General features: G+C 70.0%; 19 protein-coding genes and 1 riboswitch. Of the genes, 9 read left to right on the top strand and 10 right to left on the bottom strand.

The annotated features are described in order from the left end of the window. Positions 1-74: 74 nt before the first annotated feature. Positions 75-599: a hypothetical protein gene (locus ACLHRZ_RS12580; protein ID WP_490418443.1), complete on the bottom strand. Its 525-nt coding sequence runs from the start codon at positions 597-599 to the stop codon at positions 75-77. 639 nt (positions 600-1,238) lie between these two features. Here ACLHRZ_RS12580 and ACLHRZ_RS12575 point away from each other — a divergent pair. The 7 genes from ACLHRZ_RS12575 to ACLHRZ_RS12545 all read left to right on the top strand — a co-directional run bounded on the left by ACLHRZ_RS12575 (position 1,239) and on the right by ACLHRZ_RS12545 (position 9,428). Beyond that, a complete protein-coding gene (locus ACLHRZ_RS12575; protein WP_490418442.1) occupies positions 1,239-4,562 on the top strand; it encodes an ALF repeat-containing protein in 3,324 nt (1,107 codons plus the stop codon). Positions 4,563-4,715: 153 nt separating this feature from the next. Then, the gene (locus ACLHRZ_RS12570) at positions 4,716-5,108 is read left to right on the top strand and encodes a hypothetical protein (protein ID WP_490418441.1); all 393 of its coding nucleotides are present in this window, start codon (positions 4,716-4,718) and stop codon (positions 5,106-5,108) included. A gap of 385 nt (positions 5,109-5,493) precedes the next feature. Further along, on the top strand, positions 5,494-6,351 hold the full coding sequence (locus ACLHRZ_RS12565) for a hypothetical protein (RefSeq protein ID WP_490418440.1): 858 nt from the start codon (positions 5,494-5,496) through the stop codon (positions 6,349-6,351). A gap of 110 nt (positions 6,352-6,461) precedes the next feature. Beyond that, positions 6,462-6,749 carry a DUF3311 domain-containing protein gene (locus ACLHRZ_RS12560; protein WP_490418439.1) on the top strand — a complete coding sequence of 96 codons (288 nt, stop codon included), beginning with the start codon at positions 6,462-6,464 and terminating at the stop codon, positions 6,747-6,749. Then, complete coding sequence (gene mctP, locus ACLHRZ_RS12555; protein WP_490418438.1) at positions 6,746-8,392, top strand: monocarboxylate uptake permease MctP; 1,647 nt, start codon at positions 6,746-6,748, stop codon at positions 8,390-8,392. The genes ACLHRZ_RS12560 and mctP overlap by 4 nt, the downstream gene beginning before the upstream one ends. Before the next feature lie 59 nt (positions 8,393-8,451). Next, a complete protein-coding gene (locus tag ACLHRZ_RS12550) occupies positions 8,452-9,240 on the top strand; it encodes a MerR family transcriptional regulator (RefSeq protein ID WP_490418437.1) in 789 nt (262 codons plus the stop codon). Next, the gene (locus ACLHRZ_RS12545; RefSeq protein WP_490418436.1) at positions 9,237-9,428 is read left to right on the top strand and encodes a hypothetical protein; all 192 of its coding nucleotides are present in this window, start codon (positions 9,237-9,239) and stop codon (positions 9,426-9,428) included. Before ACLHRZ_RS12550 ends, ACLHRZ_RS12545 begins: the two co-directional genes overlap by 4 nt. A gap of 58 nt (positions 9,429-9,486) precedes the next feature. Here ACLHRZ_RS12545 and ACLHRZ_RS12540 read toward each other — a convergent pair whose 3' ends face one another. Further along, positions 9,487-10,536: an LLM class flavin-dependent oxidoreductase gene (locus tag ACLHRZ_RS12540; protein ID WP_490418435.1), complete on the bottom strand. Its 1,050-nt coding sequence runs from the start codon at positions 10,534-10,536 to the stop codon at positions 9,487-9,489. 268 nt (positions 10,537-10,804) lie between these two features. Then, positions 10,805-10,930: riboswitch (cobalamin riboswitch) on the top strand. Between the two features lie 163 nt (positions 10,931-11,093). On the opposite strand from ACLHRZ_RS12540, the gene ACLHRZ_RS12535 reads away from it, so the two are divergent. Next, positions 11,094-13,487, top strand: a complete 2,394-nt coding sequence (locus ACLHRZ_RS12535) for a ribonucleoside-diphosphate reductase subunit alpha (protein WP_490418434.1) — start codon at positions 11,094-11,096, stop codon at positions 13,485-13,487. Beyond that, positions 13,487-14,503, top strand: coding sequence for a ribonucleotide-diphosphate reductase subunit beta (locus ACLHRZ_RS12530; protein WP_490418433.1), 1,017 nt, complete (start codon positions 13,487-13,489; stop codon positions 14,501-14,503). Before ACLHRZ_RS12535 ends, ACLHRZ_RS12530 begins: the two co-directional genes overlap by 1 nt. A 75-nt stretch (positions 14,504-14,578) precedes the next feature. On the opposite strand, the gene def is transcribed toward ACLHRZ_RS12530, so the two are convergent. From def to ACLHRZ_RS12490, 8 genes are all read right to left on the bottom strand, one after another. Further along, on the bottom strand, positions 14,579-15,208 hold the full coding sequence (def, locus tag ACLHRZ_RS12525) for a peptide deformylase (RefSeq protein ID WP_490418432.1): 630 nt from the start codon (positions 15,206-15,208) through the stop codon (positions 14,579-14,581). Between the two features lie 91 nt (positions 15,209-15,299). Then, on the bottom strand, positions 15,300-16,286 hold the full coding sequence (locus ACLHRZ_RS12520; RefSeq protein ID WP_336414126.1) for a tetratricopeptide repeat protein: 987 nt from the start codon (positions 16,284-16,286) through the stop codon (positions 15,300-15,302). Positions 16,287-16,556: 270 nt separating this feature from the next. Beyond that, the gene (locus ACLHRZ_RS12515) at positions 16,557-17,747 is read right to left on the bottom strand and encodes an HD-GYP domain-containing protein (RefSeq protein WP_490418472.1); all 1,191 of its coding nucleotides are present in this window, start codon (positions 17,745-17,747) and stop codon (positions 16,557-16,559) included. 359 nt (positions 17,748-18,106) lie between these two features. Continuing rightward, positions 18,107-19,456 (bottom strand): HD-GYP domain-containing protein, encoded by a 1,350-nt coding sequence (locus tag ACLHRZ_RS12510; protein ID WP_490418431.1) that lies wholly within the window; start codon positions 19,454-19,456, stop codon positions 18,107-18,109. Positions 19,457-19,645: 189 nt separating this feature from the next. Next, the gene (rsrA, locus tag ACLHRZ_RS12505; protein ID WP_490418430.1) at positions 19,646-19,981 is read right to left on the bottom strand and encodes a mycothiol system anti-sigma-R factor; all 336 of its coding nucleotides are present in this window, start codon (positions 19,979-19,981) and stop codon (positions 19,646-19,648) included. Continuing rightward, on the bottom strand, positions 19,978-20,667 hold the full coding sequence (locus tag ACLHRZ_RS12500; RefSeq protein WP_190076230.1) for a sigma-70 family RNA polymerase sigma factor: 690 nt from the start codon (positions 20,665-20,667) through the stop codon (positions 19,978-19,980). The genes rsrA and ACLHRZ_RS12500 overlap by 4 nt, the downstream gene beginning before the upstream one ends. 251 nt (positions 20,668-20,918) lie before the next feature. Next, on the bottom strand, positions 20,919-21,572 hold the full coding sequence (locus ACLHRZ_RS12495; RefSeq protein ID WP_490418429.1) for an alpha/beta hydrolase family protein: 654 nt from the start codon (positions 21,570-21,572) through the stop codon (positions 20,919-20,921). A 35-nt stretch (positions 21,573-21,607) separates the two neighbouring features. Continuing rightward, positions 21,608-22,495 (bottom strand): SOS response-associated peptidase, encoded by an 888-nt coding sequence (locus ACLHRZ_RS12490; RefSeq protein WP_490418428.1) that lies wholly within the window; start codon positions 22,493-22,495, stop codon positions 21,608-21,610. Between the last annotated feature and the right edge of the window lie 16 nt (positions 22,496-22,511).

Raw genomic sequence — 22,511 nt, 5'->3', positions numbered from 1 at the left:
TCCTAACGAATCTCGATGAACAACCGTGTGGGCAGGTGCTGCTGGAGCCGGAGCCCCAGCAGGAGCCTTCGTCGCTACTTCTTGGCGACGATCTCCAGCAGCGTGAAATCGCGACCCTGCTGGTCAGCGGTCTCTCCGACGGCAGTCCACTCGTTCTTGTCGAGGTCGAACGACTTCTCTTCGTTGGAGGTGACCATGTTGACGCGCACTGCGTAGTCGTTGCCCATGGCTCCATAGACCTTGGGAAGCTCCAGACTCAGGTAGCCCTGCTTGCCGGTGATCCGGAAGCAGAACTTGCCCTTGCCCACCTTGTCCACGTCGGCCATACCCCGACCCCACACCTCCATCAGATCGGGTCGACTTCCGCACTCTGCGAGGACAATGTGGCCGTCACCCCGCTTCAGCTTGATGCCGCGCTCCTTGAAGATCTTGTCGGCCTGCGGGTACGCAAAGTCCTCCACTGCCGAGGTCGGGGCGGACACAGCCGGAGCGCTCTTTCCTTCAACAGCAACGGCCACAGTAGGGCCGGTCAGCGCAGTGGCGCCCACAACCGCACCGGCGACAGCTGCGGCAACGAGCGTCTGGGAAAGCAACCTCATCAGGTCCTCACCTTCGTGATCAATAATGACGAGAGAAAGTGCATGCGCAAGATCGCGTGCACATACAGGTGCATGCAGGCCCACCCGCTCGACATCAATCCGGGACCTCAGGCCACCGACCGCCGCTTGCGCGGCATTACGGAGAATGAGATTTCCGCACGGCAGGCTTGCCAGCCATTGGTATCACCAAGTCGACTTTACCAAGAAATTACAGATGGGTGACAGGCATCACACACAGCCTGAGCAACTATCAGGCCGACCTTCGGCATACAACTGCCTGACCCGCAGGCACATCACGCCCATCGGCCGGACGCGAAGCGATCAGCAAGGCGCTTGATCTCTTTTCGTTAACTTTTCCATTACTTTACTGTACGCAACCTTCCTTGTGACCTATCTCTCCATAGGGGATCGCAACGCGTCGCGCGCCACACCCAAAGTCGTCCATCCAGGCCCGTATGTCACCTTTGCCGAACAGAATTTGACTGTGCATCAGGGGTGCGCTGCGATCGATTGAAGATCGAATCTCGAGCCCAAGCCTCCATTACTATCTCTTTACGTATGTGAGTATCTCTTCCCGACAAGGCATCAACAGCCGTGTCCCGTAATGCAAATGAAGCCTCGATGAGGCGGAGAACGGGCATGAAGAGATCAAATACGTCACGCGCACGCCACCTGCGCAGGAAACTCACCGCAATCACGGCCCTCTCGCTGGCTGCGACGGTGTTCGGCACCACTGCTGCCCAGGCCGCACCTGCCGATCCCGACGAGCCAACGCTGTCTGCCGGTGCGCGGGCACGGGTGGTCGAGGCATGGCAACTCGGTGGAATCGCAACCAAGGACGCCGCGGAGAGAGCACTCGTCGGCTCCGACGCTGACATCACCACGTTCCTGAAAAGCGGACTTGAGCGAGCGACAGTGGAGGACGAGCGCTTCGCCGTCCTGAAGATGCTCAGCTCGTCCGGCAAGGGTGTCCGTGAGGCTGCTCAGAAGGCTCTGAGCGGTTCGGACACGGACCTGCACGAGTTCGTGAAGTCCGGATACAAGAAGCCCTTGGACGACGACCGGCGCGTTGCAGTCCTGACCGTGATGAACGACGCCGGACGCGGTGTGCGTGCGGCGGGGCACAAGGCGCTCGAAGACGGCTCCGCCAAGGCACTGGAGAAATTCCTCACCGAGGGCCGGGTCACGGCTCAGGAGGAGGACGACCGTGTCGAGATTTTGAAGATCATGCGCGCCGGCGGTCCGGAGGTGAAGAAGCAGGCGAATCGGGCGATGAGCGGATCGCCCCAGGACATCCGGGAGTTCCTGGAGACCGGCCAGCACCTTGCCCGTGCGCGAGATCAGGAGACCCTGACGGTTTCCCAGCTCGCGAAGGTGGCCGAGGACGCGGGCAAGCGCGCCAAGGCCGAGACCGAAGCGGCCAAGGAAGCCTCGGATCGCGCAGAAGAAGCCGCTCGCCTGGCCAAGGAGGCTGCACAGCGGGCGGCAAAGGAAACCGAGGCGGCCAAGAACGACCTCCAGCGCGCGGGACAGGCCGCCAACCGCGCTGCGGCAGCCGCTGAAGGTGCGGCGGACGCCGCACGGACCGCGATCCGGGCTTCCAACACGGCGGTCTCCGCGGCCCGTACGGCTGCGGCCGCTGCCCAGGCCGCTGCCTCTGCCGCCGCCGCAGCCGGCCAGGCGGCTGCGCGTGCCTACTCGGCTGCCGCCGCGGCCGCAGGCAACGCCAGCGAGGCCGCTACTGCCCGCCAGGCTGCCCAGGCCGCCCGTGATGCAGCTGCCGGAGCCCGCAGCGCGGCATCGGCGGCATCGCACGCCGCTGATGCCAGCGCCGAGGCCGGCCGTTCAGGTGCCGCTGCTGCCCGCGCTGCGCAGAACGCCGCAGCCGCGGCAGACGCCGCAGCAGATGCCGGCAGCTCTGCCGGCGAGGCCACTGCTCAGGCTCAGAGGGCCCGCGAGGCCGCCGATGTCGCCCGTAGTGCAGCTGCAACGGCGACGTCTGCAGCCAACCGGGCGCAGTCGCTGGCAAACCAGGCTGCCTCTGCCGCACGTGATGCGCACAAGTACGCGAACAGCGCTGCCGACCATGCAGAAAAGGCCGCCAAGGAAGCTGATGAAGCTGCGGCCCAGGCTGGGAAGGCGCAGGACTGGGCGAACAAAGCCACTGAGCACGCCAACAAGGCCATCGAAGCGGCCAAGGCAGCTTCCGACGCAGTAGAGCAGGCTCAGAAGATCGAGCAGCTGGCTCGCGAGAGCGAGAAGGCTCAGCTCGAAGCCAATACGAAGCTGGCTGTCGAAGAAGCCAAGACCATCAAAAAGGCCGACAAGGAGGACCGGGATCGTGCGGAGCAGTTGCAGACCCAGGCGTCCGCTACTGACGCGGCGACCAAGCAGCTCCTCGAAAAGGCCACCGCTTCCGGAACCGATGCCAAAACTGCGGCCGGCTTCGGCCGCAAGGCTGCAGTCAACCTGCTGAACAGCACCGGTGCCTGGACCCGTCAGGCTGCCGAGGCCGCTCTCGCCGGCACGGACCAGGATGTCGTCACGTGGGCAAAGGCCGATCACAAAAAGGCCCTGGCCCAGGACGATCGGGAGAAGGTCCTCTACCTCTCCAAGGTCGGTGGCCCTGCCCTCGCCGAAGCAGCCCAAAAGACGCTCCAGGGTGACGACGCGGGCGTTGAGAAGTTCATCGACGAGGGCGTCTACAGCGTCCAGGCCGAGGACTACCGTGTCCAGGCGCTCAAGCTCATGAACGGTGCCGGCAAGGCGGTCAAGCAGGCCGGCGACGCCGCCTTGCGCGACGGCAGTGTCAAGGCCCTGTACACCTTCCTGTTCACCGGCTACCGCCAGGCGCTGGAGGAGGACGACCGGGTCGAAACCCTCAAGATCATGAACAACGGCGGTGCCAACGTGAAGGCCGCCGCCCAGGTCGCCATGGCCGGACCCGGCTGGATGCAGCACGAGTACGTCACCCGCGTCCAGTACAAGTCGGCTCAGCAGGATCAGGACACCGCCACCCACATCGCGTCGGTACGCTCGCTGATCGCCAACGCCGCACGTGCCGCAGCTCTTGCGAACGAAAACGCGGCACTGGCTTATGAGGTGGCCGAGAAGGCACGCAACAAGGCCAAGGAAGCCGGCGAGTGGGCCGACAAGGCCAGGGCCTCGGCCAATCAGGCCAAGGGCTACGCCGAGGAGGCACAGAACAAGGCTCGCGAAGCCGATCGTTCGGCAGCTTCGGCAGCGGAATCCGCCAAGAAGGCCAAGGACGCCGCAACAACCGCCCAGCAGGCCAGCCGCCAGGCCAACTACTCGGCCAGCCAGGCCGAGGCATCCGCTCGTGAAGCTGTGAACTCGGCTTCCAGCGCACAGGCGTCGGCCGCCGGCGCCCGCGAGTCCGCAGCGGCCGCGGGCAAGGACGCCCAAGCGGCGTCCCAGGCTGCCAGCGAAGCCAACACCATTGCCACCCAGAAGCGCCAGCAGGAACAGGCAGCGGCTGCGGCCAAGGCAGCCGAGCAGGCCAAGGAGAATTCGAAGAACGGCACCGAGCCCTTCAACGACCCCAAGTACGACGTGTGCAAGTTCACGCCGCCCGACGGCAAGGAAGGAGCACGTGAATGGGCACAGTACTGGAACCGCGCCAGTACCGTCCTGGGATTGATGGCGGCGGGTTCCGCTCTGATTCCGGGTGCCGACCTCATCGCCACACCTGTTCTGGGGCTGTCCTCGATTGCTGCTGGTGGAATCAGCGCCGGACTGGCCTGGTATGCAGACGGATTCGGCAGCGACAGCATGATGAGCGCCGTTACGGGCCTGGCGGTCGGCGGAATCATGGGTAGCATTGGAAAGGCAATAGGAATCGGGGCGAAGGTCCTGGGCAACGGTGTTCTGACAAAGGCGGAAAGGACGGTGAGCGCTGTGCAGTCGGCCGTCTCCCCCATCGTTGGCCTATTCACTTGGTAAAGTGATGGACGGACCCCAGGGCGTAGGACGATGAGGCTGCGAGGCCTCATCGTCCCGATTCGCCCCGGCAAGCGAACCGTCAGCTGAACACTCGGCGAAACAAAAACTGTGGGGCCCGCCCTCGGCGGGCCCCACAGGATCAAGGAAGGCATCATGCATCCCCCCTCCCTCCCCCTGCACATCTGGTGGTCCGCCGCTGTCGCGGTGACGATATTCTTCCTGCTGTTCTTCGTGCCGCTCATGCCGAATCGCCGGTACAAGATTCAGATCTCTCTTGCGCCCGCAGCTGCGGCGGCCTTCGCAGCGCTTTCCGCTCTGGCAAAGAACGTCGGGCCGGAAGTGCTGCTTCCGCTGTACTCATTCGGCATCTTCGCCTTCCCGATCGCTTTCCTTGGCCACCGAAAGGAGCTTCGGGAAAAGACATTGAATATGGCACAGCACGGAGAAAGCCGTGACAACGCCCTTTCCGTCGGACTGCAGTTGCAGCTGGTTTTTGTGTGCGCAGTCGTGGGTTCGCTGGGAGCCTGGTTCTCCATGGCAGCGTGATCCAGATCCAGACCTATATGCCGGAGGGCGTGGAGTAGCCGAGCCGTGGAGCCTCCCGCCTGAGACCCTCAAGCGCAGCTGAGCAATATCCCGCCGGAGTGGCGCTGACCGGCTTGAGGGCCACGCAACCGCCATTGGCCAGATCACAGGTATCCGCTTCGATCTGCGTACGCACGACTACTTCTTGGAAGCTCTGGCCGACTGAACACACACCAGTGGCCTTACCCGTGCCCTCTACCAGACGCAAGCGTCGATGTCCCAACTTCCCTCGGAACCCGACTCACTTGGTTCCCGCCCCGCTACGGTGGCCGCAACAAGCGACCCCCCGCACCGGCGGCAACCGGCACAGGGGGTCTTCACCACCAGGAGATCGGACCTCCCGCAGATGCACCGGCATGCTATCCCCCCTGCACGCTTCTTCTCCCAGGTTCCCAACGAGATCATCCGCCATCCCCGCCTCTCCTCCGACGCCGTCCGCCTGTTGCTCTGGCAGCTGTCGCTCCCGGACTCCGCGAGCGAGCCGCTCTACGAGTCCGCGCAGCGTGCCGGGATCAAGAAGGCCGCGTTCAACCGTGCGAAGCACGAGTTGCTTGCCGAGGGGTATCTGCACGAGTGGCGGACCCAGGACCCGGCCGGGCGCTGGTCCCGGCCGCAGGTGATCTCCAACGTGCCGTTGACGGCCACCGAAGCGATCGCCGTACGGGACGGCCGCGTTCCGCAACCGACTGCTCCAGAACCGGCCGTCGGTGAGCCGAAGACTCGGGCCGTCGGTCGTTCCCAAAGCAACACCGAGGAAGACACCTCCCACCCTCCCCACCCGCTCGCCGAGCGCGGAGCCCAGGCCCTCGCCGCCGTCGCCCGCGGCGAGCGGCGGCTCCGTCTCAGCAGGAGCGAGCTGCGCCAACTCGCCCCGCTGGCAGGCGAATGGCTGCTCCGCGGTGCCACCCTCGCCGACCTGCGCTTCGCGCTCACCTCCGGGCTCCCCGAGTGCATCCACTCCACCGCCGGGATCGTGCGCGACCGGCTCGTGCGGAAGTTGCCGGATCCCGCGCCGGAACCCAAGCCGGCTCCCAATCCGCTGCGCTCGTGCAGCGGCCCCTGCGGCCGCGTGTTCCGCCCCGCCGCCGACGAAGACCGGTGCCGCGACTGCCGCCGCGCAGCGGCCACCGCGGCCCCGTCCGTCGCCGCAACCCATCGCGGCATGGCCGCCCTCCGCGAAGCGCTCGGCATCACCCCAACGTGACGTTGCCATACCGAAATCCGGACAGGGGGTGACGCCGCCGCGCCCCTCGCCTACATTTCGTGCGCATCACGTAAGTGATCACTCGCACCGGGGACGGACGGAGTCACCGCATGTCGGCACCACCAGAACCACCCGAGAACAACCCCGAGAACACCAGTGGGCGCACCCGCCCCGTCGTCACCGTGCCGCTCGTCGTGGCCGGGATATGTCTGGCCGTCCCCTTCGGGGCGATGCTCTGGGTCGACTCCTACTCCCGGCTCACGCCCACCCTCATCGGCATCCCGTTCTTCTACTGGTACCAGATGCTGTGGGTGGTCCTCTCGACCCTGCTCACGATCATCGCCTACGTTCTCGTCCGGCGCCACGAACGGGCGCGCCGAGGGGGTGAGCCGCAGTGAACGGCACCGCGCACGGCGTCAACGGCGTGGCCCTCGCCGTCTTCATCGTCTTCTTCCTCGCCGTCACCGTCATGGGATTCCTGGCCGCGAAATGGCGGCGGGCCGAGAACGCGGACAGCCTCGACGAATGGGGGCTCGGCGGGCGGTCGTTCGGCACCTGGGTCACCTGGTTCCTGCTCGGCGGCGATCTCTACACCGCGTACACCTTCGTCGCCGTTCCGGCGGCGATCTACGCGGGCGGGGCGGCCGGATTCTTCGCCGTTCCGTACACGATCCTCTGCTATCCGCTCGTCTTCACCTTCCTCCCCCGTCTCTGGTCCGTCGCGCACAAGCACGGGTACGTGACGTCCTCGGACTTCGTCCGCGGGCGGTTCGGTTCCAGGGGCCTCTCGCTCGCCCTCGCGCTGACCGGAATTCTGGCGACCATGCCGTACATCGCGCTCCAACTGGTCGGCATCCAGGCCGTCCTGGACGTCATGGGCGTGGGCGGCGGAACGAACGCGAACTGGTTCGTGAAGGATCTGCCGCTGCTCATCGCCTTCGGCGTGCTGGCGGCGTACACGTACTCCTCCGGGCTGCGGGCGCCCGCCCTCATCGCGTTCGTCAAGGACGCGCTGATCTACATCGTCATCGCCGTCGCCATCATCTACATTCCCCTCAAGCTCGGCGGATTCGGCGAGATCTTCAGCAAGTCCGGCCACGCATTCGCCGCGGTCAACCCCGCCACCGGCCAGCCGCGCGGCTCGCTCGTCACGGGGCCGCAGGCGCAGTGGGCGTACGCGACGCTCGCGCTCGGTTCGGCGATGGCGCTGTTCCTGTACCCGCACTCGGTGACGGCCGTCCTCTCCAGCAAGAACCGCAACGTCATCCGGCGCAACACCACCATTCTGCCGCTGTATTCGCTGATGCTCGGGCTGCTGGCCATGCTCGGATTCATGGCCGTCGCCGCCGGAATCAAGGTGCAGAACGGGCAGTTGGCGATTCCGCAGCTCTTCGCGGACATGTTCCCGGACTGGTTCACGGGGGTCGCCTTCGCGGCCATCGGTATCGGGGCACTGGTCCCCGCCGCCATCATGTCGATCGCAGCCGCGAATCTCTTCACGCGCAATATCTACAAGGACTTCATCCGGCCGGACGCCTCGCCCGAGCACGAGGCCAAGGTCTCCAAACTCGCCTCACTGCTGGTGAAGGTCGGGGCGCTGGTCTTCGTGCTCACCATGGACAAGACGGTCGCCATCAACTTCCAGCTGCTGGGCGGCATCTGGATTCTCCAGACGGTTCCCGCGCTCGTCGGCGGCCTCTTCACGCGGTGGCCGCACCGCTGGGCGCTGCTCGCGGGGTGGGCCGTCGGGATGGGGTACGGGACGTGGCGGGCGTACGAGACACCGAGCGCCACGCAGGATCACTTCGGCAACACCAACCTGATTCCGTTCATCGGGGAGAAGGGGTACATCGGCCTGACGGCCTTCGTGCTGAACGTGCTCGTGGTCGTCGTCCTGACCTTCGTCCTCAAGGCGGTCGGGGCACCGGACGGCGTCGACCGGACGTCGGCGTCGGACTACACGGCCGACGCAGCCGACCCGGGCGTCAGCCCGGACCTGCCGCCGGCCACGGCAGGAGCGGCAGGTCCGGGCGGGCACTGAGTCCGCTCCGCCGGCGCACGGCTTGAACCTCACGTCGTGTGAGGACGCATGGTTGCTCCATGACCACGACCTGGAAAGTGGGTCCGCTCGCCGAGGCCAGCGGACTCACCGTGCGCACCTTGCACCACTGGGACAACATCGGACTGCTCAGCCCCTCCCAGCGCACCGCCGGCGGGCACCGGGAGTACACGGAGGACGATCTCGTCCGCGTCCGGCTGTACCAGGTGCTGGCCCTGCGCAGGCTGGGGCTGAGTCTGGAGAGCATCGCCGTCTGTCTCGACACCGGCGTCGACCCCGCGCGGCTCGTGCGGGACCACCTCGCGACGGTCGAGGCGTCGCTCACCGCGCTCGGTTCCCTGCAGCAGCGGCTCGCGCAGCTCGGCGACGCCCTCGACGCCGGACGCGCGCCGAGCACCGGCGTGCTGTGGGACGCGCTGTGCGCGATCGGCGGTACGGGGCCCGGGGGCGAGCGCACGCTGCGCCGACATCTGGACGACGAGCAGATGCAGGTGCTGGAGGCGCGGGCCGCGGCGCTCGGGCCCGCGATGCACTACCTCCTGGAGATCGAGTGGCCCGAGCTGTACCGGAGGGCGGAGCGGCTCCGCGCCGACGGGGTTCCGCCCGCCGACCGGAGGGTCCGGCGGCTGGTGGCCCGCATGGCCGAGTTGAGCACCCTGTTCGGCGGCGGCGATGCGGGGATCGGCGCCGGTGTGCGGGCGGCCTGGTACGAGGACCCGGCGGCCATGTCGGGTGATCCGGCTGCCGCCGCCTCTGCGGACGAATGGCACGCGCTCGCCGACTACTTGGACCTCGCCCGCCGCAGCACCGAGGAGCAGACCCGGTCATGAACCGTCCCGCCCGGACCCGTATCGCCCTGCTGTCCACGGTCCCCACCCTGCTGACCGTTCCGTTCCTCTGCCTCCTCGCTGCACTGGGCATCGCTCCGTGGAGCCTCCTCCTCTCCGTGCCGGTCGCCCTCGCCGTGCACGCGGCCGTTACGTTCGTCCGTCTGCGTCCGGCACGCAGCGGGACGTGACCGGCCGGAGGCCACTCGCGCCGCGCCGCACCGGCCTGACGACACCCGGATCACGCGATCACGCGAACGCGGGCATGATCCGCTCGTGGATGAGCCGCAATTGGGCAGGGACGTCGGCAACGTCCGGAAGGTCGCGGCCCGTGAAGGCCTTGACCAGTGTCCGGTCCGTCACAGCGCAGATCATGTGGTTCACGCCTGCCGGGGCGATCTGCGTACGGATCTTCTCCAGGCACTCCTCGGGCGTGCCCGCGATGGACAGCCGGTCGGCTGCCGCGGGCGGGGTGAGCTGGATGCCGCGGGCCAGGTCGCCCGCAGCGATCGCCTCGATCACGGGCTTGAGGGCGCTGGGGTCGACGCCGTTGCGGTGCAGCAGTTCCTCCGGCATGGAGGACGCGTAGATGCCGACCATGCTGCGCGCGGCCTCCTTGGCCTGCGCGGAGTCGGGGCCCGTGGCGAAGACGACCCAGGCGCCGATGTCGAGCGAGGTCCAGTCCTTGCCGGCGCGTTCGGCACCGGCCCTGATGTGCCGGACGGCGTACTCGCATGCCTCACGGCTGTAGCCGAGCGCGTGGTGGCAGCCGTCGGAGAGTTCGCCTGCCGCCTCGAACGACTTCGGGCCGCGCATGGCCCCGAGCTTGACCGGCACTCTGGCCTGGACGGGGCGGGCGAAGGTGAACAGCCCGTCGTAGGAGTGGAAGTCGCCCCGGTACGTGATGCTGCCGTGGTCGAGGAGCGTACGGACGACGTGGTGGGCCTCCTTGACCCGCGACAGCGGGCGGTTGCCGGCCGATGCGATGCCGTGCTGGGCGAGCAGTCCGAAGTTGCCGCTGGACAGCACGACTTCGGCGCGGCCGCCGGACAGTTCGTCCAGGGTTGCCACTGCCTGGGCGATCAGGGCGGGTTCGCGCAGCAGGACCGGGGAGACGCTGGGCCCGAGGCGCAGGGCACGCGTCCGGCCGGCAGCGACGGCGAACAGCTGCCACAGGTCCTTGTGCCAGGTCTCGTCGGCGGCGTAGCAGGCGTGGAAGCCGAGTTCGTCGGCGAGACGGATGGCAGCCAGCGACTCGTGGACCGGGTAGTCGGGGAGCATTGCGTAGCTGAACCTCATGGGTGGCACCCTGCATCGGGCTGCGGGGCATGACAAGGCCCCACGCCGGTCCCCATCGCCCTCGGGCGGTCCCCGGCTGTTTCCGGCCCTCCTGAGGCCCTCCTGGGTCCACCGTGAGGCCCCTCCCGAAGCCCCCTGAACCCCCCTCACCGCGCCGCCACCGCACCTCCGCAACGGTTCCCAACGCCCCCGTCCGTTAGCACATTCCGCAACCGCTCGACGACGCGCCGACACAACATGTGGGGGCGCTCCCGACCCCCGGCACTAGATGTATGCTCGTCCTCGCTGTCGTCGCAGGGGAATCCGGTGGAAATCCGGAACTGTCCCGCAACGGTGAATGTATGCGCATATGCGCTCCACAAGTCCGAGGACCTGCCGTCAGCGCGCCCACGTCCGAGCCGTCCCAGGGCCCGGCATGGGTGACGAACACGTCCGGGCCTCGCGGGTTGGGCCGATGGGCGCTGTCCGGCATGCCCCGAAGAAGTGTGCCGGTACGCGATCCGTCGAGCGCCTCCCGAGCGGCCCCAGCCGACCAGCCGAGCGAGGGAGAGCCACACGTGACCATCGCGCCCGCCGATCCGGTCTCAGCAGCCACTGCGGAGGAGACCGGAGGTCCCGGGACCGCGCTGCTGCGCACCCTGACCGATCTCACCGCCGATCTGCCCGCCACCGACCCCGGCAAGGTCGCCGCCGCCGCGCTGCGCGGCCGGCACCCGGGGTCGGACGAGGCGGAGCTGCGGTCCCTGGCCACCGAGGCCGCCGCGGGGCTGATCGCCGAGGAGCCGGAGTACTCGCGGCTCGCGGCGCGGCTGCTCACCCTCGCCATCCGGGAGGAGGCGGCCGGCCAGGGCGCGGTCTCCTTCTCCGCCTCCGTCGCCGTCGGGCACCGTGAGGGCCTGATCGCCGACGAGACCGCCGCGTTCGTGGCCGAGCACGCCGAGCGGCTCGACGCCCTCGTCGAGAACGCCCTCGCCGACGGTGCCGACAACCGGTTCGGGTACTTCGGCCTGCGGACGCTCCACAGCCGCTACCTGCTCCGGCACCCGATCACCCGCAACGTGATCGAGACCCCGCAGCACTTCCTGCTGCGCGTCGCCTGCGGTCTGGCCGAGGACCGCTCCGTCCGGGCCCTGGAGGACGTGGCCGAGCTCTACCGGCTCACCAGCACGCTCTCGTACCTGCCCTCCTCCCCCACGCTGTTCAACTCCGGCACGCGCCACCCGCAGATGTCGTCCTGCTACCTGCTGGACTCGCCGCTGGACGAGCTGGACTCGATCTACGACCGCTACCACCAGGTCGCGCGGCTGTCGAAGCACGCGGGCGGCATCGGGCTCTCCTACTCCCGCATCCGCTCCCGCGGTTCGCTGATCCGCGGCACCAACGGGCACTCCAACGGCATCGTGCCGTTCCTGCGCACCCTCGACGCCTCCGTCGCCGCGGTCAACCAGGGCGGCCGGCGCAAGGGCGCGGCCTGCGTCTACCTGGAGACCTGGCACGCGGACATCGAGGAGTTCCTGGAGCTTCGCGACAACACGGGCGAAGAGGCCCGCCGCACCCACAACCTCAACATCGCGCACTGGATTCCGGACGAGTTCATGCGCCGCGTCGAGGCGGACGCCGACTGGTCGCTGTTCTCCCCGGCGGACACCCCCGACCTGGTCGACCTGTGGGGCGACGAGTTCGACGCCGCGTACCGCACGTACGAGGCCGAGGGCAAGGCCGTCAAGCAGATCCCGGCCCGTGTGCTCTACGCCCGCATGATGCGCACCCTCGCGCAGACCGGCAACGGCTGGATGACGTTCAAGGACGCCTCCAACCGCACCGCCAACCAGACCGCCGAGCCGGGCGCCGTCGTCCACTCGTCCAACCTGTGCACCGAGATCCTCGAGGTCACGAACGACGGCGAGACGGCCGTCTGCAACCTCGGTTCGGTCAACCTCGCCGCGCACCTGGGTGCCGACGGCGGGATGGACTGGGAGAAGCTGGACCGCACGGTCCGCACGGCGGTCACCTTCCTCGACCGCGTCGTGGACATCAACTTCTACCCGACCGAGCAGGCGGGCTCGTCCAACTCCCGCTGGCGCCCGGTGGGTCTGGGCCTGATGGGCCTGCAGGACGTCTTCTTCCGGCTGCGGCTGCCCTTCGACTCCGCCGAGGCGAAGGCGCTCTCCACCCGCATCTCCGAGCGCATCATGCTCGCGGCGTACGAGGCCTCGGCCGACCTCGCCGAGCGGCACGGCCCGCACCCGGCCTGGGAGGCCACCCGCACCGCCCGCGGCGTGCTGCACCCCGACCACTACGCGGACGCCACGGCCACCTGGCCGGAGCGCTGGGACACCCTGCGCGCCCGGATCGCGAAGACCGGCATGCGCAACTCGCTGCTGCTCGCCATCGCCCCGACCGCCACGATCGCCTCGATCGCCGGTGTCTACGAGTGCATCGAGCCGCAGGTCTCCAACCTCTTCAAGCGCGAGACCCTCAGCGGTGAGTTCCTCCAGGTCAACACCTACCTGGTGGAGGACCTGAAGCAGCTCGGCGTGTGGGACTCCACCACGCGCGACGCGATGACCGATGCCAACGGCTCGATCCAGGACCTGAAGTGGATCCCGCAGGAGGTGCGCGACCTGTACCGCACCGCCTGGGAGGTCCCGCAGCGCTCCCTGATCGACATGGCCGCGGCCCGCACGCCGTACCTGGACCAGAGCCAGTCGCTGAACCTCTTCATGGCCTCGCCCACCATCGGCAAGCTCAGCTCGATGTACGCGTACGCCTGGAAGCAGGGCATCAAGACGACGTACTACCTGCGTTCGCGCCCGGCGACCCGCATCGCCCGCGCGGCCTCCGGCTCCACCGCCGCGTCCGCCCCCGTCCCCCTGCAGCAGGCCGCGCCCGACGCGGACGCCATCGCCTGCTCCCTGGAAAACCCCGAGTCCTGCGAGGCCTGCCAGTAATGTCCGCCGAACGCCAGAAGAACCTGCTCGACCCGGGCTTCGAGCTGACCCTGCGTCCCATGCGGTACCCGGACTTCTACGACCGCTACCGCGACGCGATCAAGAACACCTGGACCGTCGAGGAGGTCGACCTCCACTCCGACGTCGCCGACCTCGCCAAGCTCTCGCCGGGCGAGCAGCACATGATCGGCCGCCTGGTCGCGTTCTTCGCGACCGGTGACTCGATCGTCGCGAACAACCTCGTGCTGACGCTGTACAAGCACATCAACTCCCCCGAGGCGCGCCTGTACTTGTCGCGGCAGCTCTTCGAGGAGGCCGTGCACGTCCAGTTCTACTTGACGCTGCTCGACACCTACCTGCCCGACCCGGAGGAGCGCGCCGCCGCGTTCGACGCGGTGGAGAACATTCCGTCCATCCGCGACAAGGCGCAGTTCTGCTTCAAGTGGATCAACGAGGTCGAGAAGCTGGACCGGCTGGAGACGAAGGCCGACCGCCGCCGCTTCCTGCTCAACCTGATCTGCTTCGCCGCGTGCATCGAAGGCCTGTTCTTCTACGGCGCGTTCGCGTACGTGTACTGGTTCCGCAGCCGCGGCCTGCTGCACGGCCTGGCGACCGGCACCAACTGGGTGTTCCGCGACGAGACGATGCACATGAACTTCGCGTTCGAGGTCGTCGACACCGTGCGCCAGGAGGAGCCCGAGCTCTTCGACGACGAACTCCGGCAGCAGGTCACCGACATGCTCGAGGAGGCCGTCGAGGCCGAGCTGCAGTTCGGCCGTGACCTGTGCGGCGAGGGCCTGCCGGGCATGAACACCGAGTCGATGCGCGAATACCTCCAGTGCGTCGCCGACCAGCGCCTGCAGCGCCTCGGCTTCCCGGCGGTCTACGGCTCGCAGAACCCGTTCTCCTTCATGGAGCTGCAGAACGTCCAGGAGCTGACCAACTTCTTCGAGCGCCGCGCCTCCGCCTACCAGGTGGCGGTCGAGGGCACGGTCTCGTTCGACGACGAGTTCTAGAGACCGCCTCCCTGCAGACGAACGAAGGGCCCGTACGGAACGGAATGTTCCGTACGGGCCCTTCGGCCGTGACGACTAGTCGTTGGCGACGACCGGGTACCGCGGCGTACCCTCCTCCATCTGCCGCAGCGCATCGCGCCGCTCCCGCTTCGAGAGGCGGTCGATGTACAGGCGCCCGTAGAGGTGGTCCGTCTCGTGCTGGAGGCAGCGGGCGAAGTAGCCCGTGCCCTCGACGCGGATCGGGTTGCCCTTCATGTCCTGGCCGCTGACGACCGCGTAGTCGGGGCGGGCCAGCGGGGCGTAGGCCGTCGGGACGGACAGGCAGCCCTCGTTGGAGTCGTCGAGGACGCGGCGGTCGGCCGGCAGGTCCTCGAGGACGGGGTTGCAGACGTGGCCGACGTGCCGGACGCCCTCGTCGTCCATGCAGTCGTAGACGAAGACCTTGAGGTCGACGCCGATCTGGTTGGCCGCGAGGCCGACGCCCTCGGCGGTGCGCTGGCTCGTGAACATGTCGTCGACGAGCTCGGCGAGCTTGTCGTCGAACTCGGTCACGTCCTGGCACTCGCGGTGCAGGACGGGGTTGCCGACGACGGTGATCGGGCGGGAGGTGCCGCGCTCGCGATGGGCGCGCTCGCGCTCCTCGCAGTCCTCGGTGTCCACGATGAACTCGCTGTTCACCGAGTGCTCAGTGTCTTGCTGCGCCATGTCCGCCGTATGCCTCTCTCACAACCCGAAAGCAATATCGTGCCCGGAATCCACAGGGCTCATACAGGGTACGGGGAGCACGGGCCACCGCTCAGCAGACCTCTTCGAGATCCCGCCATTCCCGGGTGTCCGGGCTGTCGGCGACCCAGCCGTCCAGCAGTCCCCGCACCAGGCCCGCAGGGGCCGCGATGCCGCACTCGCGCTCGGGCACCCACAGGGAGCCGGAGCCGGCCGTGCGGTGGCCGAGCGGGCCGGGGTGGCCGGGCTCACTGTGGTCGTGCGGGTCCAGGTGCTCGCCGTCGCCCTCGTCGCTGGGCATCCGGCTCTCCGAGCACGTACGGCACAGCAGGCGCACGGACGAGGACCAGTCCTCGGCGGCGAAGCCGGCGTCGGCGGCGAGCCGCTCCAGGGCGTCCCGGTCGGCCTCGGTGGCGGCCTCCAGGAGGACCACCCAGGTCGGCACGGGGGACGGGGCCCACAGCTCGATCTCGTCGAAGACCGGGTACGAGGGCCCGGCGGCGGTGACCCGCTCTCCGTGCGGGACGCCGTCGTGCAGCACGACCTCGCCCCAGCGGCGGCCCGAGGACGGCAGCGGGATGGAGAGCACCTCCATGCGCGCCGGGTCGAGCCGACGGCCCCACACGACCTCCGCCTCGCCCTCCGGGGAGAGCCGCACGGCCGCGCTGCCCAGCTCCATGCCGACCGGCTCACCGGCCGGGCCGCCCTCGGAGGGCACCCGCAGCCCGTACGCCTGCCAGGCGCGGCGGGCCAGCGGCCAGTCCTGCAGGGCGGTGGCCGCGATGCCCACGTTCCACCAGTCGGGAGCGCCCGCCTCACGGTCCAGCAGGGCCACGGCGCGCAGGCCCGCGGCGCGCGCCTGCTCCCAGTCGTGGCGGAACTTGTGCAGCAGCGCGAGGTTGAACCACGACTCGGACAGCCACGGCTCCATGTCGGCCGCGCGCGTCAGCAGGGCGCCCGCGTCCTCGTACCGGCCGTCGCCGATGAGTGTGAAGGCACGGTCCGTCGCCTGCCGCCACGAGGCGGAAGGCCGGTGCCGCACCCTGCCGAAGATCCTCACGATTCCCGCCTGCCGGTTTCTGCGTGCAACCACGCCGGATGGTCCCGGTACCGGCCGCCGTCCTCACCGACGGTCGCCGGCCGCACCGCATTCGCTCCGGGGAGCGCTGCCGCCCTCCATGCCTCCTCCTTGCCGACGACGGCGCGCACGACACCCCCCGATTCCGCTTTCTCGCCATTCTCTTCGTCTTCTTCGCATCCAACCATGTCCTTCCGGACGCCCGCTCATTACCCGTGGGTTCAGCGGACTACTCCGGGTTTGCCCGCACTTTCACGGCCCCGGTGGAGCGGGGCCGCCGCGTGCGAGCACCCTCGCGAGCGCCTCCACCACCCGGGGCTCGTGGTCGTGCGCCGTCGCCAGCCGCAGCCGCTCCAGGGCGCGCAGCGGGCCGCACGCCGGGTCGGCGGTGAGGTCGTCGTAGGCGTTGACGGTCCGCACGACGCGGGCGGCGAGCGGCTGCTCGCGGTACGGATCGGCCTGCCGTTCGACCACCAGGGCGACGTCGGCCGGGACGCCGGTCTTGCGGACCACGGCCGCGCCCAGCAGCGCGATGCGGCGGCGCTCCTCCGGGGCCAGCGGCTCGGTCGCGCCCTCGGGCACCGGGTCGACGAGCGACAGCTGGCCGATGTCGTGCATCAGCGCCGCGTACTCCACGACGGTGAGCTCCGCGTCGGACAGGCCCAGCTCCCGGCCCACGGCCAGGCCGAGCGCGGCGACGCGGCGGGCGTGGCCGGCCGGGGTGTAGCCGGCGATCTCGGTCGCCCGGGCCAGCGAGGCGATGGTCTGCCGGCGGGTGGCGCGCACGGCCTCGTAGCGGTGGATCGACAGCTGGGTGACCAGCAGCGGGAGGCAGAAGACGGGCAGCGCCCACAGCCCGGCGACGGCCACCGCGAGGGCCATCACGACGCCGGTCGCACAGATCGCCGAGCCGATGCCGGGCAGGGTGCGCAGCTCCTCGCGCAGCAGCGGGCCGTACGGGCTCCCGGTGCGGGCCCGGGTGAGGGCGGCGGCGAGCACCGCGTCGCACAGGGCGGTGAGGACGAGCAGGAGCAGCAGGAACAGTGCGTAGTACGGGCCGGGGCCGGGCGTGCCCGCGTGCTGCAGGGGCTGGAAGCAGGTGGCGGCGAAACCGGCGTTCAGGACGCGGCGGGCGAGCCGGTCGACGGCGGGCGGGCGGCCGACGGCCCCGGCGAGGGTGGCGCCGAGCACCACGGCCACGACCTGCGGCGCCCCGTGCGAGGCCGGCCGCCCGCCGACCTCGCCGAGCAGCGCGTAGGCGAGGGTCGCGGCGGCGCTCACGGGCGCCGTCTCCCGCACCCCGCCGCTGCGCGGCCGCCGCCGGGCGGCCTCGCCGAGCGCGATGAGGATCCCGTAGGCCAGGGCGACGCCGGGCTGCGCGACACCGCGCCACGCGGTCCACAGCAGCGCGACCAGCGCCGCGGTCCCGGCGGCGGCGTGCACCCCGCGCACGACCCAGCGCCTGCGGGGGCGGGCGCCGGGCGGGATGCGGGGGGCGGGGTCCGGCGCCGCCCCGCAGGGGCGGTGCTCCGGCTCCCCGGACGGGTGCGGGGCGTCCTCGGGGGCCCGGCGGGGGCGGCCCACCGCGGGGAGCGGGCCGGGCGCCCCGCGGCTTCCCGCCCCGGGCGGTGCCTGCGCCGGTGCCACCGCAGCGGCGGAGGCGGAACGGGCACGGGCCCCCGGCACGGACACCCGTCCGCACTCCTGGCCCCCGCCCGCAGCGAACGCCGCCCCGTCCGGGGCGGCGGGCTCCTCGGCCTCCGCGGTGCCCGGCGGCGGAGTCGCTCCCGGTGTTCGGCCCGTCATCCGGGGCCCCCGGGGTGCCGGGCCGGCCCGGCGGCGGAAGGCTGAGCAGAACAGTCAGGGTGATCAGAGTGATCGAGGCGATCAGAAGGGACGTTTCGGCTGGCCTGGGCGGCGAGTTCCGGCGGGGGCGGCGCCGGGTGCCAGCGGTGGTGGGTCAGGGCCTGGGAGAGCGCCTCCACCATGCGCGGGTCGAACTGGGTTCCGGCGCAGCGGTCCAGCTCCTCCAGGGCCGCGGGCACCGGCCGCGCGCGCCGGTAGCTGCGCGTCGAGGTCATCGCGTCGAAGGCGTCGGCGACCGCCACCACCCTTGCGAACTCCGGGATCTGAGGACCCGTCAGACCGTAGGGGTAGCCGCTGCCGTCCAGGCGCTCGTGGTGGTGGAGGATCGCCGCCCGCGCCTCGTCGAGGAAGCCGATGCCGCGGACCATCTCGTGCCCGTACTCGGGATGCAGCTCGATCACCCGCCGCTCCTCGGGCGTGAGCGGCCCGTCCTTGCGCAACACCCGGGTGGGCACGCCGAGTTTGCCCACGTCGTGCAGGATGCCCGCGAAGCGCAGCGCTTCCAGGCGCTCCCCGCTCATGCCCAGCTCGCGGGCGATCAGCACCGACGCACGGCCCACGCGCTCGCTGTGGCCGCGCGTGTAGCGGTCCTTGAGGTCGACGGCCTGCACCAGGGCCCGCACCGTGGCCTGGTGGGCGGCCCGTTCACGGCGGCAGCGGTCGAGGACCCAGGAGGAGATGGACAGCGGCAGCAGCACCAGCAGCGCCGCCACGGGACCGTAGACGCTGTGCCACAGGACGGCCATCATCAGCCCCGCCGGGCCGTGGACCAGCGGGGGCACCAGTGCGCCGGGCAGCCGGCCCCGCCAGGCCGAGCGCGGCGGCCGGCCCTCGGCGGTGACCAGGGCGCCGCCGTCCAGACCGACCATGACCAGGGCGAAGACGACGCCCGCCGCCAGGGCGGGCAACAGCGCGTACGGAAGGCCGGGGCCGCCGGGCACATGCGCGAAGACCACCGAGGCCAGGCCCCCCGCCAGCACGTACTGCCCCGCATGCCACAGCCGCCGCACCCACACCGGCCGCAGCTCCCCCCGCCCGGCGAGCGCACCGGGCACCGCGACCAGCCCCGCGGCGGCGGGCGGCAGCAGGAAGGCCCCGGCGAGCAGCACGGGGAGGACGGGCGCACAGCGCGGCATCCGCTCGCACACCGCGCAGACGGCCGCGAGGAGCAGCACCGCACCCCAGGGAACACCCGCTCCGGGGCGCACGGCGGGCAGGACGCACACCGCGGCGGCCAGCACCACGCAGGCGATGTAGCCGCGCGCGGCCACCGGAAGTGCCCCCATGGCGCGCCCCTCCCCGTACCGTCCCGGACATGACGTCAGGTTGGGGAGAATAGGCTTCCGACGGGCCGGGCAAACGGGATCCGGGTATTGGACCGTCCGTTCGGGTGACGTTCCCCGGTGCGGTGGTTTGGATCACCCCGGAACCGGTCCGGAACCCCTGCGGGCGCACCCGCCCCCGCGAGGGGCGGGCTACCGGTCCTGGGCGACGCTGCGCGCCTCGGCCTCGGCCGCCTTGGCCTCGGCCACCACGTCCTGCTCGGGCACGGCCTGGCCGGCCCGGATCATCTCGATCCGGCCCATCACCTTCGAGCGCAGGTCGGCGGGCACGTCGTCATGGCCGCAGCAGCGCTTGACGAGCTTCTTCACCGCCTGTTCCAGGCCGTACTTCTCCAGGCAGGGCGAGCATTCGTCGATATGCACCTCGAAGTCGGCGCACTTGCCCTCGGGCATCTCGTGGTCGAGGAACTCGTAGAGATGGTCGAGGACTTCAGAGCAGTCCGTCTCGTGCGGCTCTCCGCAGCTCATGAGTCCGAGCCTTTCCGATTGTGCGACTCGTCGGAACCGTTCGGCACGTTGCCGGCCCCTGCGGGGACCAGACCGCGCTCACGGGCGTAGTCCTCCAGCAGTCCGCGCAGCTGACGGCGGCCACGGTGCAGCCGGGACATCACCGTGCCGATGGGGGTACCCATGATGTCCGCGATCTCCTTGTAGGCAAAGCCCTCGACGTCCGCGAGGTAGACCGCTATGCGGAATTCCTCGGGAATGGCCTGGAGGGCTTCCTTGACGTCGGAGTCGGGAAGGTGGTCGAGCGCCTGGGACTCGGCGGAGCGCAGCCCGGTCGACATGTGCGACTCGGCGCGCGCCAGCTGCCAGTCCTCGATCTCCTCGGACGCGCTGCGCAGCGGCTCCCGCTGCTTCTTGCGGTACGAGTTGATGAAGGTGTTGGTCAGAATGCGGTAGAGCCACGCCTTGAGGTTCGTACCGTCACGGAACTGGTGGAAGGACGCGTAGGCCTTGGCGTACGTCTCCTGCACCAGGTCCTCGGCGTCCGCGGGATTGCGCGTCATGCGCAGTGCGGCCGAATACATCTGGTCCAGGAAAGTGAGCGCATCACGCTCGAAACGGGCACTGCGCTCGGCGGCGCTCTCCGTGCCCGCACCCTCGGTGCGCTCCACGGGCTCCCCCGCGTCGGTACCGGCGACCGGACCCACCTCCTCCAGCAGCGCTGCGGGACCGGAGACGGACCCGCTCGTTTCGGAGAATAGACGACGATCCGGTCCACCCGCCGCTCCGGCCGCGGCCGGCAGGCCCGCGCCCATGACCGCCCATCCGAGGTCGGCCGTCTGCGGGCGGGACGGGCATGCGATCGAACCCATGCGGGGAGCTCCCATTCCATACGTCGTGCCGGTGCGTTGCTTTGCTACGTCCGGTTAACAGCCGCACGGCGCAGCGCATTCCCGCTTCACCGGAGCCGGAGTCCCGCGAGCCAGTCCGCCACCGCACCGGTGATCACCGCGAGGGCGTCCTCCTGGGTGACGTCCGCCTTCTTCGGCACCGCGAAGCCGTGGTCCCCGAAAGGCACGGCGACGGGCGCGGTGCCGGACGGGAATTCCCCGGGGCGGCCGAACGGGTCACGCGCGCCCTGCACGACGAGCACGGGCAGGCCCGCCCCCGTCAGTTCGTCCGCGCGGGACTTCTCCGGCCTGCCCGGCGGGTGCAGCGGGAAGCTCAGCGCGAGGACGGCGGCTGCGCCGAGCTCCTGCGCCGTGCGGCACGCGACGCGCGCCCCCGCGCTGCGGCCGCCGGCCACCACCGGCACACCGGGGGCGGCGAGCGCGGGCCACAGGGCGCGCCACGCCTCGTCGAGCGCCTTGGGCGCGGGTGCGACCTTCCGGCCGGCCACGCGCCAGGGCTGCTCGACGAGGGCCACGGTGACGCCGCCGCCGGGCAGGGCGGCGGCCAGGGCCGCCAGGTCGCGCGCCTCGACGCCGCCGCCCGCACCGTGCCCGAGGGCCAGCACCAGACGGGGCTTCCCCGCCGCGGGGTACCAGTGGATCCGGGCCTCGCCGCCGGGGGTGTCCACGGACTCGGCATGGCTCTGTGGTGTGTCGGTCACGTCCCCATCCTGCAGCCACCCGCTGACAACCGGGGTCAGAACAGCGTCGTCTCCTCCGGTGCAGGCAGTTCCTTCAGCAGTTCGGGGCCGTTGTTGCGGACGTCGCTGACCGCCGTGGCCACCGGATACGCCCGGACCGAGCCGGGCGCGGGCGGGGCCAGCAGGTGGCGCAGCTCCGCCGGATCGGTGCACGTCGGGTCCAGCCAGGCCGCCCACCGGTCCGGGGGCAGCACCAGCGGCATCCGCGGGTGGATCTCGGCGAGCGAGCGGGGTCCGGGCTCGCCGGCCTCCGCGGACGGCGCAGCCTCCGCGGACGGCGCAGCCTCCGCGAACGGCGCAGCCTCCGCGAACGGCTCCTGCTCCGCGAACGGCTCCTGCTCCGCCTCGGTGGTGATCACCGAGCAGGTGGCCCACCACGCCTGCGGGTGGTCCGGCGGCAGGGTCGGGTCGCGCCAGAACTCGTACACCCCGGCCATGGCCATCACCGAACCGTCGGCGGGAGTGACGAAGTACGGCTGTTTCCTGGCCCTCTTTCTGCGGCCCTGCTCCTCCAGTTCGCGCTCCTGCGTACCCGTGACCCACTCGTAGTAGCCGTCCGCCGGGATCAGGCAGCGCCGGGACTCGAAGGCCCTCCGGAAGGACGGCTTCTCGTGGACCGTCTCCGCCCGGGCATTGATCATCCGGGCCGCGCCCTCCGGCGACTTGGCCCACGACGGGACCAGCCCCCAGCGCAGAACGCGCAGCTGACGAACCGGACGCCGGTCCGCTGCGTCTTTCAAAGGACGCTCGAGCACCGCATGGACGCTCTTCGTCGGCGCCACGTTCCAGTCCGGAGCCAGCGTCTCCTCCGGTTCCCACTTCTCCACCCCGAAGAGCCCGACCAGATCCTCCGGTCTCCGGCTCGCCGCATATCGACCGCACATGAGTGCCACAGTGCCA

The sequence above is a fragment of the Streptomyces sp. AM25 genome (genome assembly GCF_058146165.1).
Note: the sequence above shows the minus strand (reverse complement) of the source record. Positions and strands in the feature narration are given on the sequence as shown.

Excerpts from the sequence above, each read along its gene's own strand:
- ACLHRZ_RS12580 (WP_490418443.1), bottom strand. The coding sequence starts at position 599 with ATGAGGTTGCTTTCCCAGACGCTCGTTGCCGCAGCTGTCGCCGGTGCG.
- ACLHRZ_RS12575 (WP_490418442.1), top strand. The coding sequence starts at position 1,239 with ATGAAGAGATCAAATACGTCACGCGCACGCCACCTGCGCAGGAAACTC.
- ACLHRZ_RS12570 (WP_490418441.1), top strand. The coding sequence starts at position 4,716 with ATGCATCCCCCCTCCCTCCCCCTGCACATCTGGTGGTCCGCCGCTGTC.
- ACLHRZ_RS12565 (WP_490418440.1), top strand. The coding sequence starts at position 5,494 with ATGCACCGGCATGCTATCCCCCCTGCACGCTTCTTCTCCCAGGTTCCC.
- ACLHRZ_RS12560 (WP_490418439.1), top strand. The coding sequence starts at position 6,462 with ATGTCGGCACCACCAGAACCACCCGAGAACAACCCCGAGAACACCAGT.
- ACLHRZ_RS12550 (WP_490418437.1), top strand. The coding sequence starts at position 8,452 with ATGACCACGACCTGGAAAGTGGGTCCGCTCGCCGAGGCCAGCGGACTC.
- ACLHRZ_RS12545 (WP_490418436.1), top strand. The coding sequence starts at position 9,237 with ATGAACCGTCCCGCCCGGACCCGTATCGCCCTGCTGTCCACGGTCCCC.
- ACLHRZ_RS12540 (WP_490418435.1), bottom strand. The coding sequence starts at position 10,536 with ATGAGGTTCAGCTACGCAATGCTCCCCGACTACCCGGTCCACGAGTCG.
- ACLHRZ_RS12530 (WP_490418433.1), top strand. The coding sequence starts at position 13,487 with ATGTCCGCCGAACGCCAGAAGAACCTGCTCGACCCGGGCTTCGAGCTG.
- def (WP_490418432.1), bottom strand. The coding sequence starts at position 15,208 with ATGGCGCAGCAAGACACTGAGCACTCGGTGAACAGCGAGTTCATCGTG.
- ACLHRZ_RS12510 (WP_490418431.1), bottom strand. The coding sequence starts at position 19,456 with ATGGGGGCACTTCCGGTGGCCGCGCGCGGCTACATCGCCTGCGTGGTG.
- rsrA (WP_490418430.1), bottom strand. The coding sequence starts at position 19,981 with ATGAGCTGCGGAGAGCCGCACGAGACGGACTGCTCTGAAGTCCTCGAC.
- ACLHRZ_RS12490 (WP_490418428.1), bottom strand. The coding sequence starts at position 22,495 with ATGTGCGGTCGATATGCGGCGAGCCGGAGACCGGAGGATCTGGTCGGG.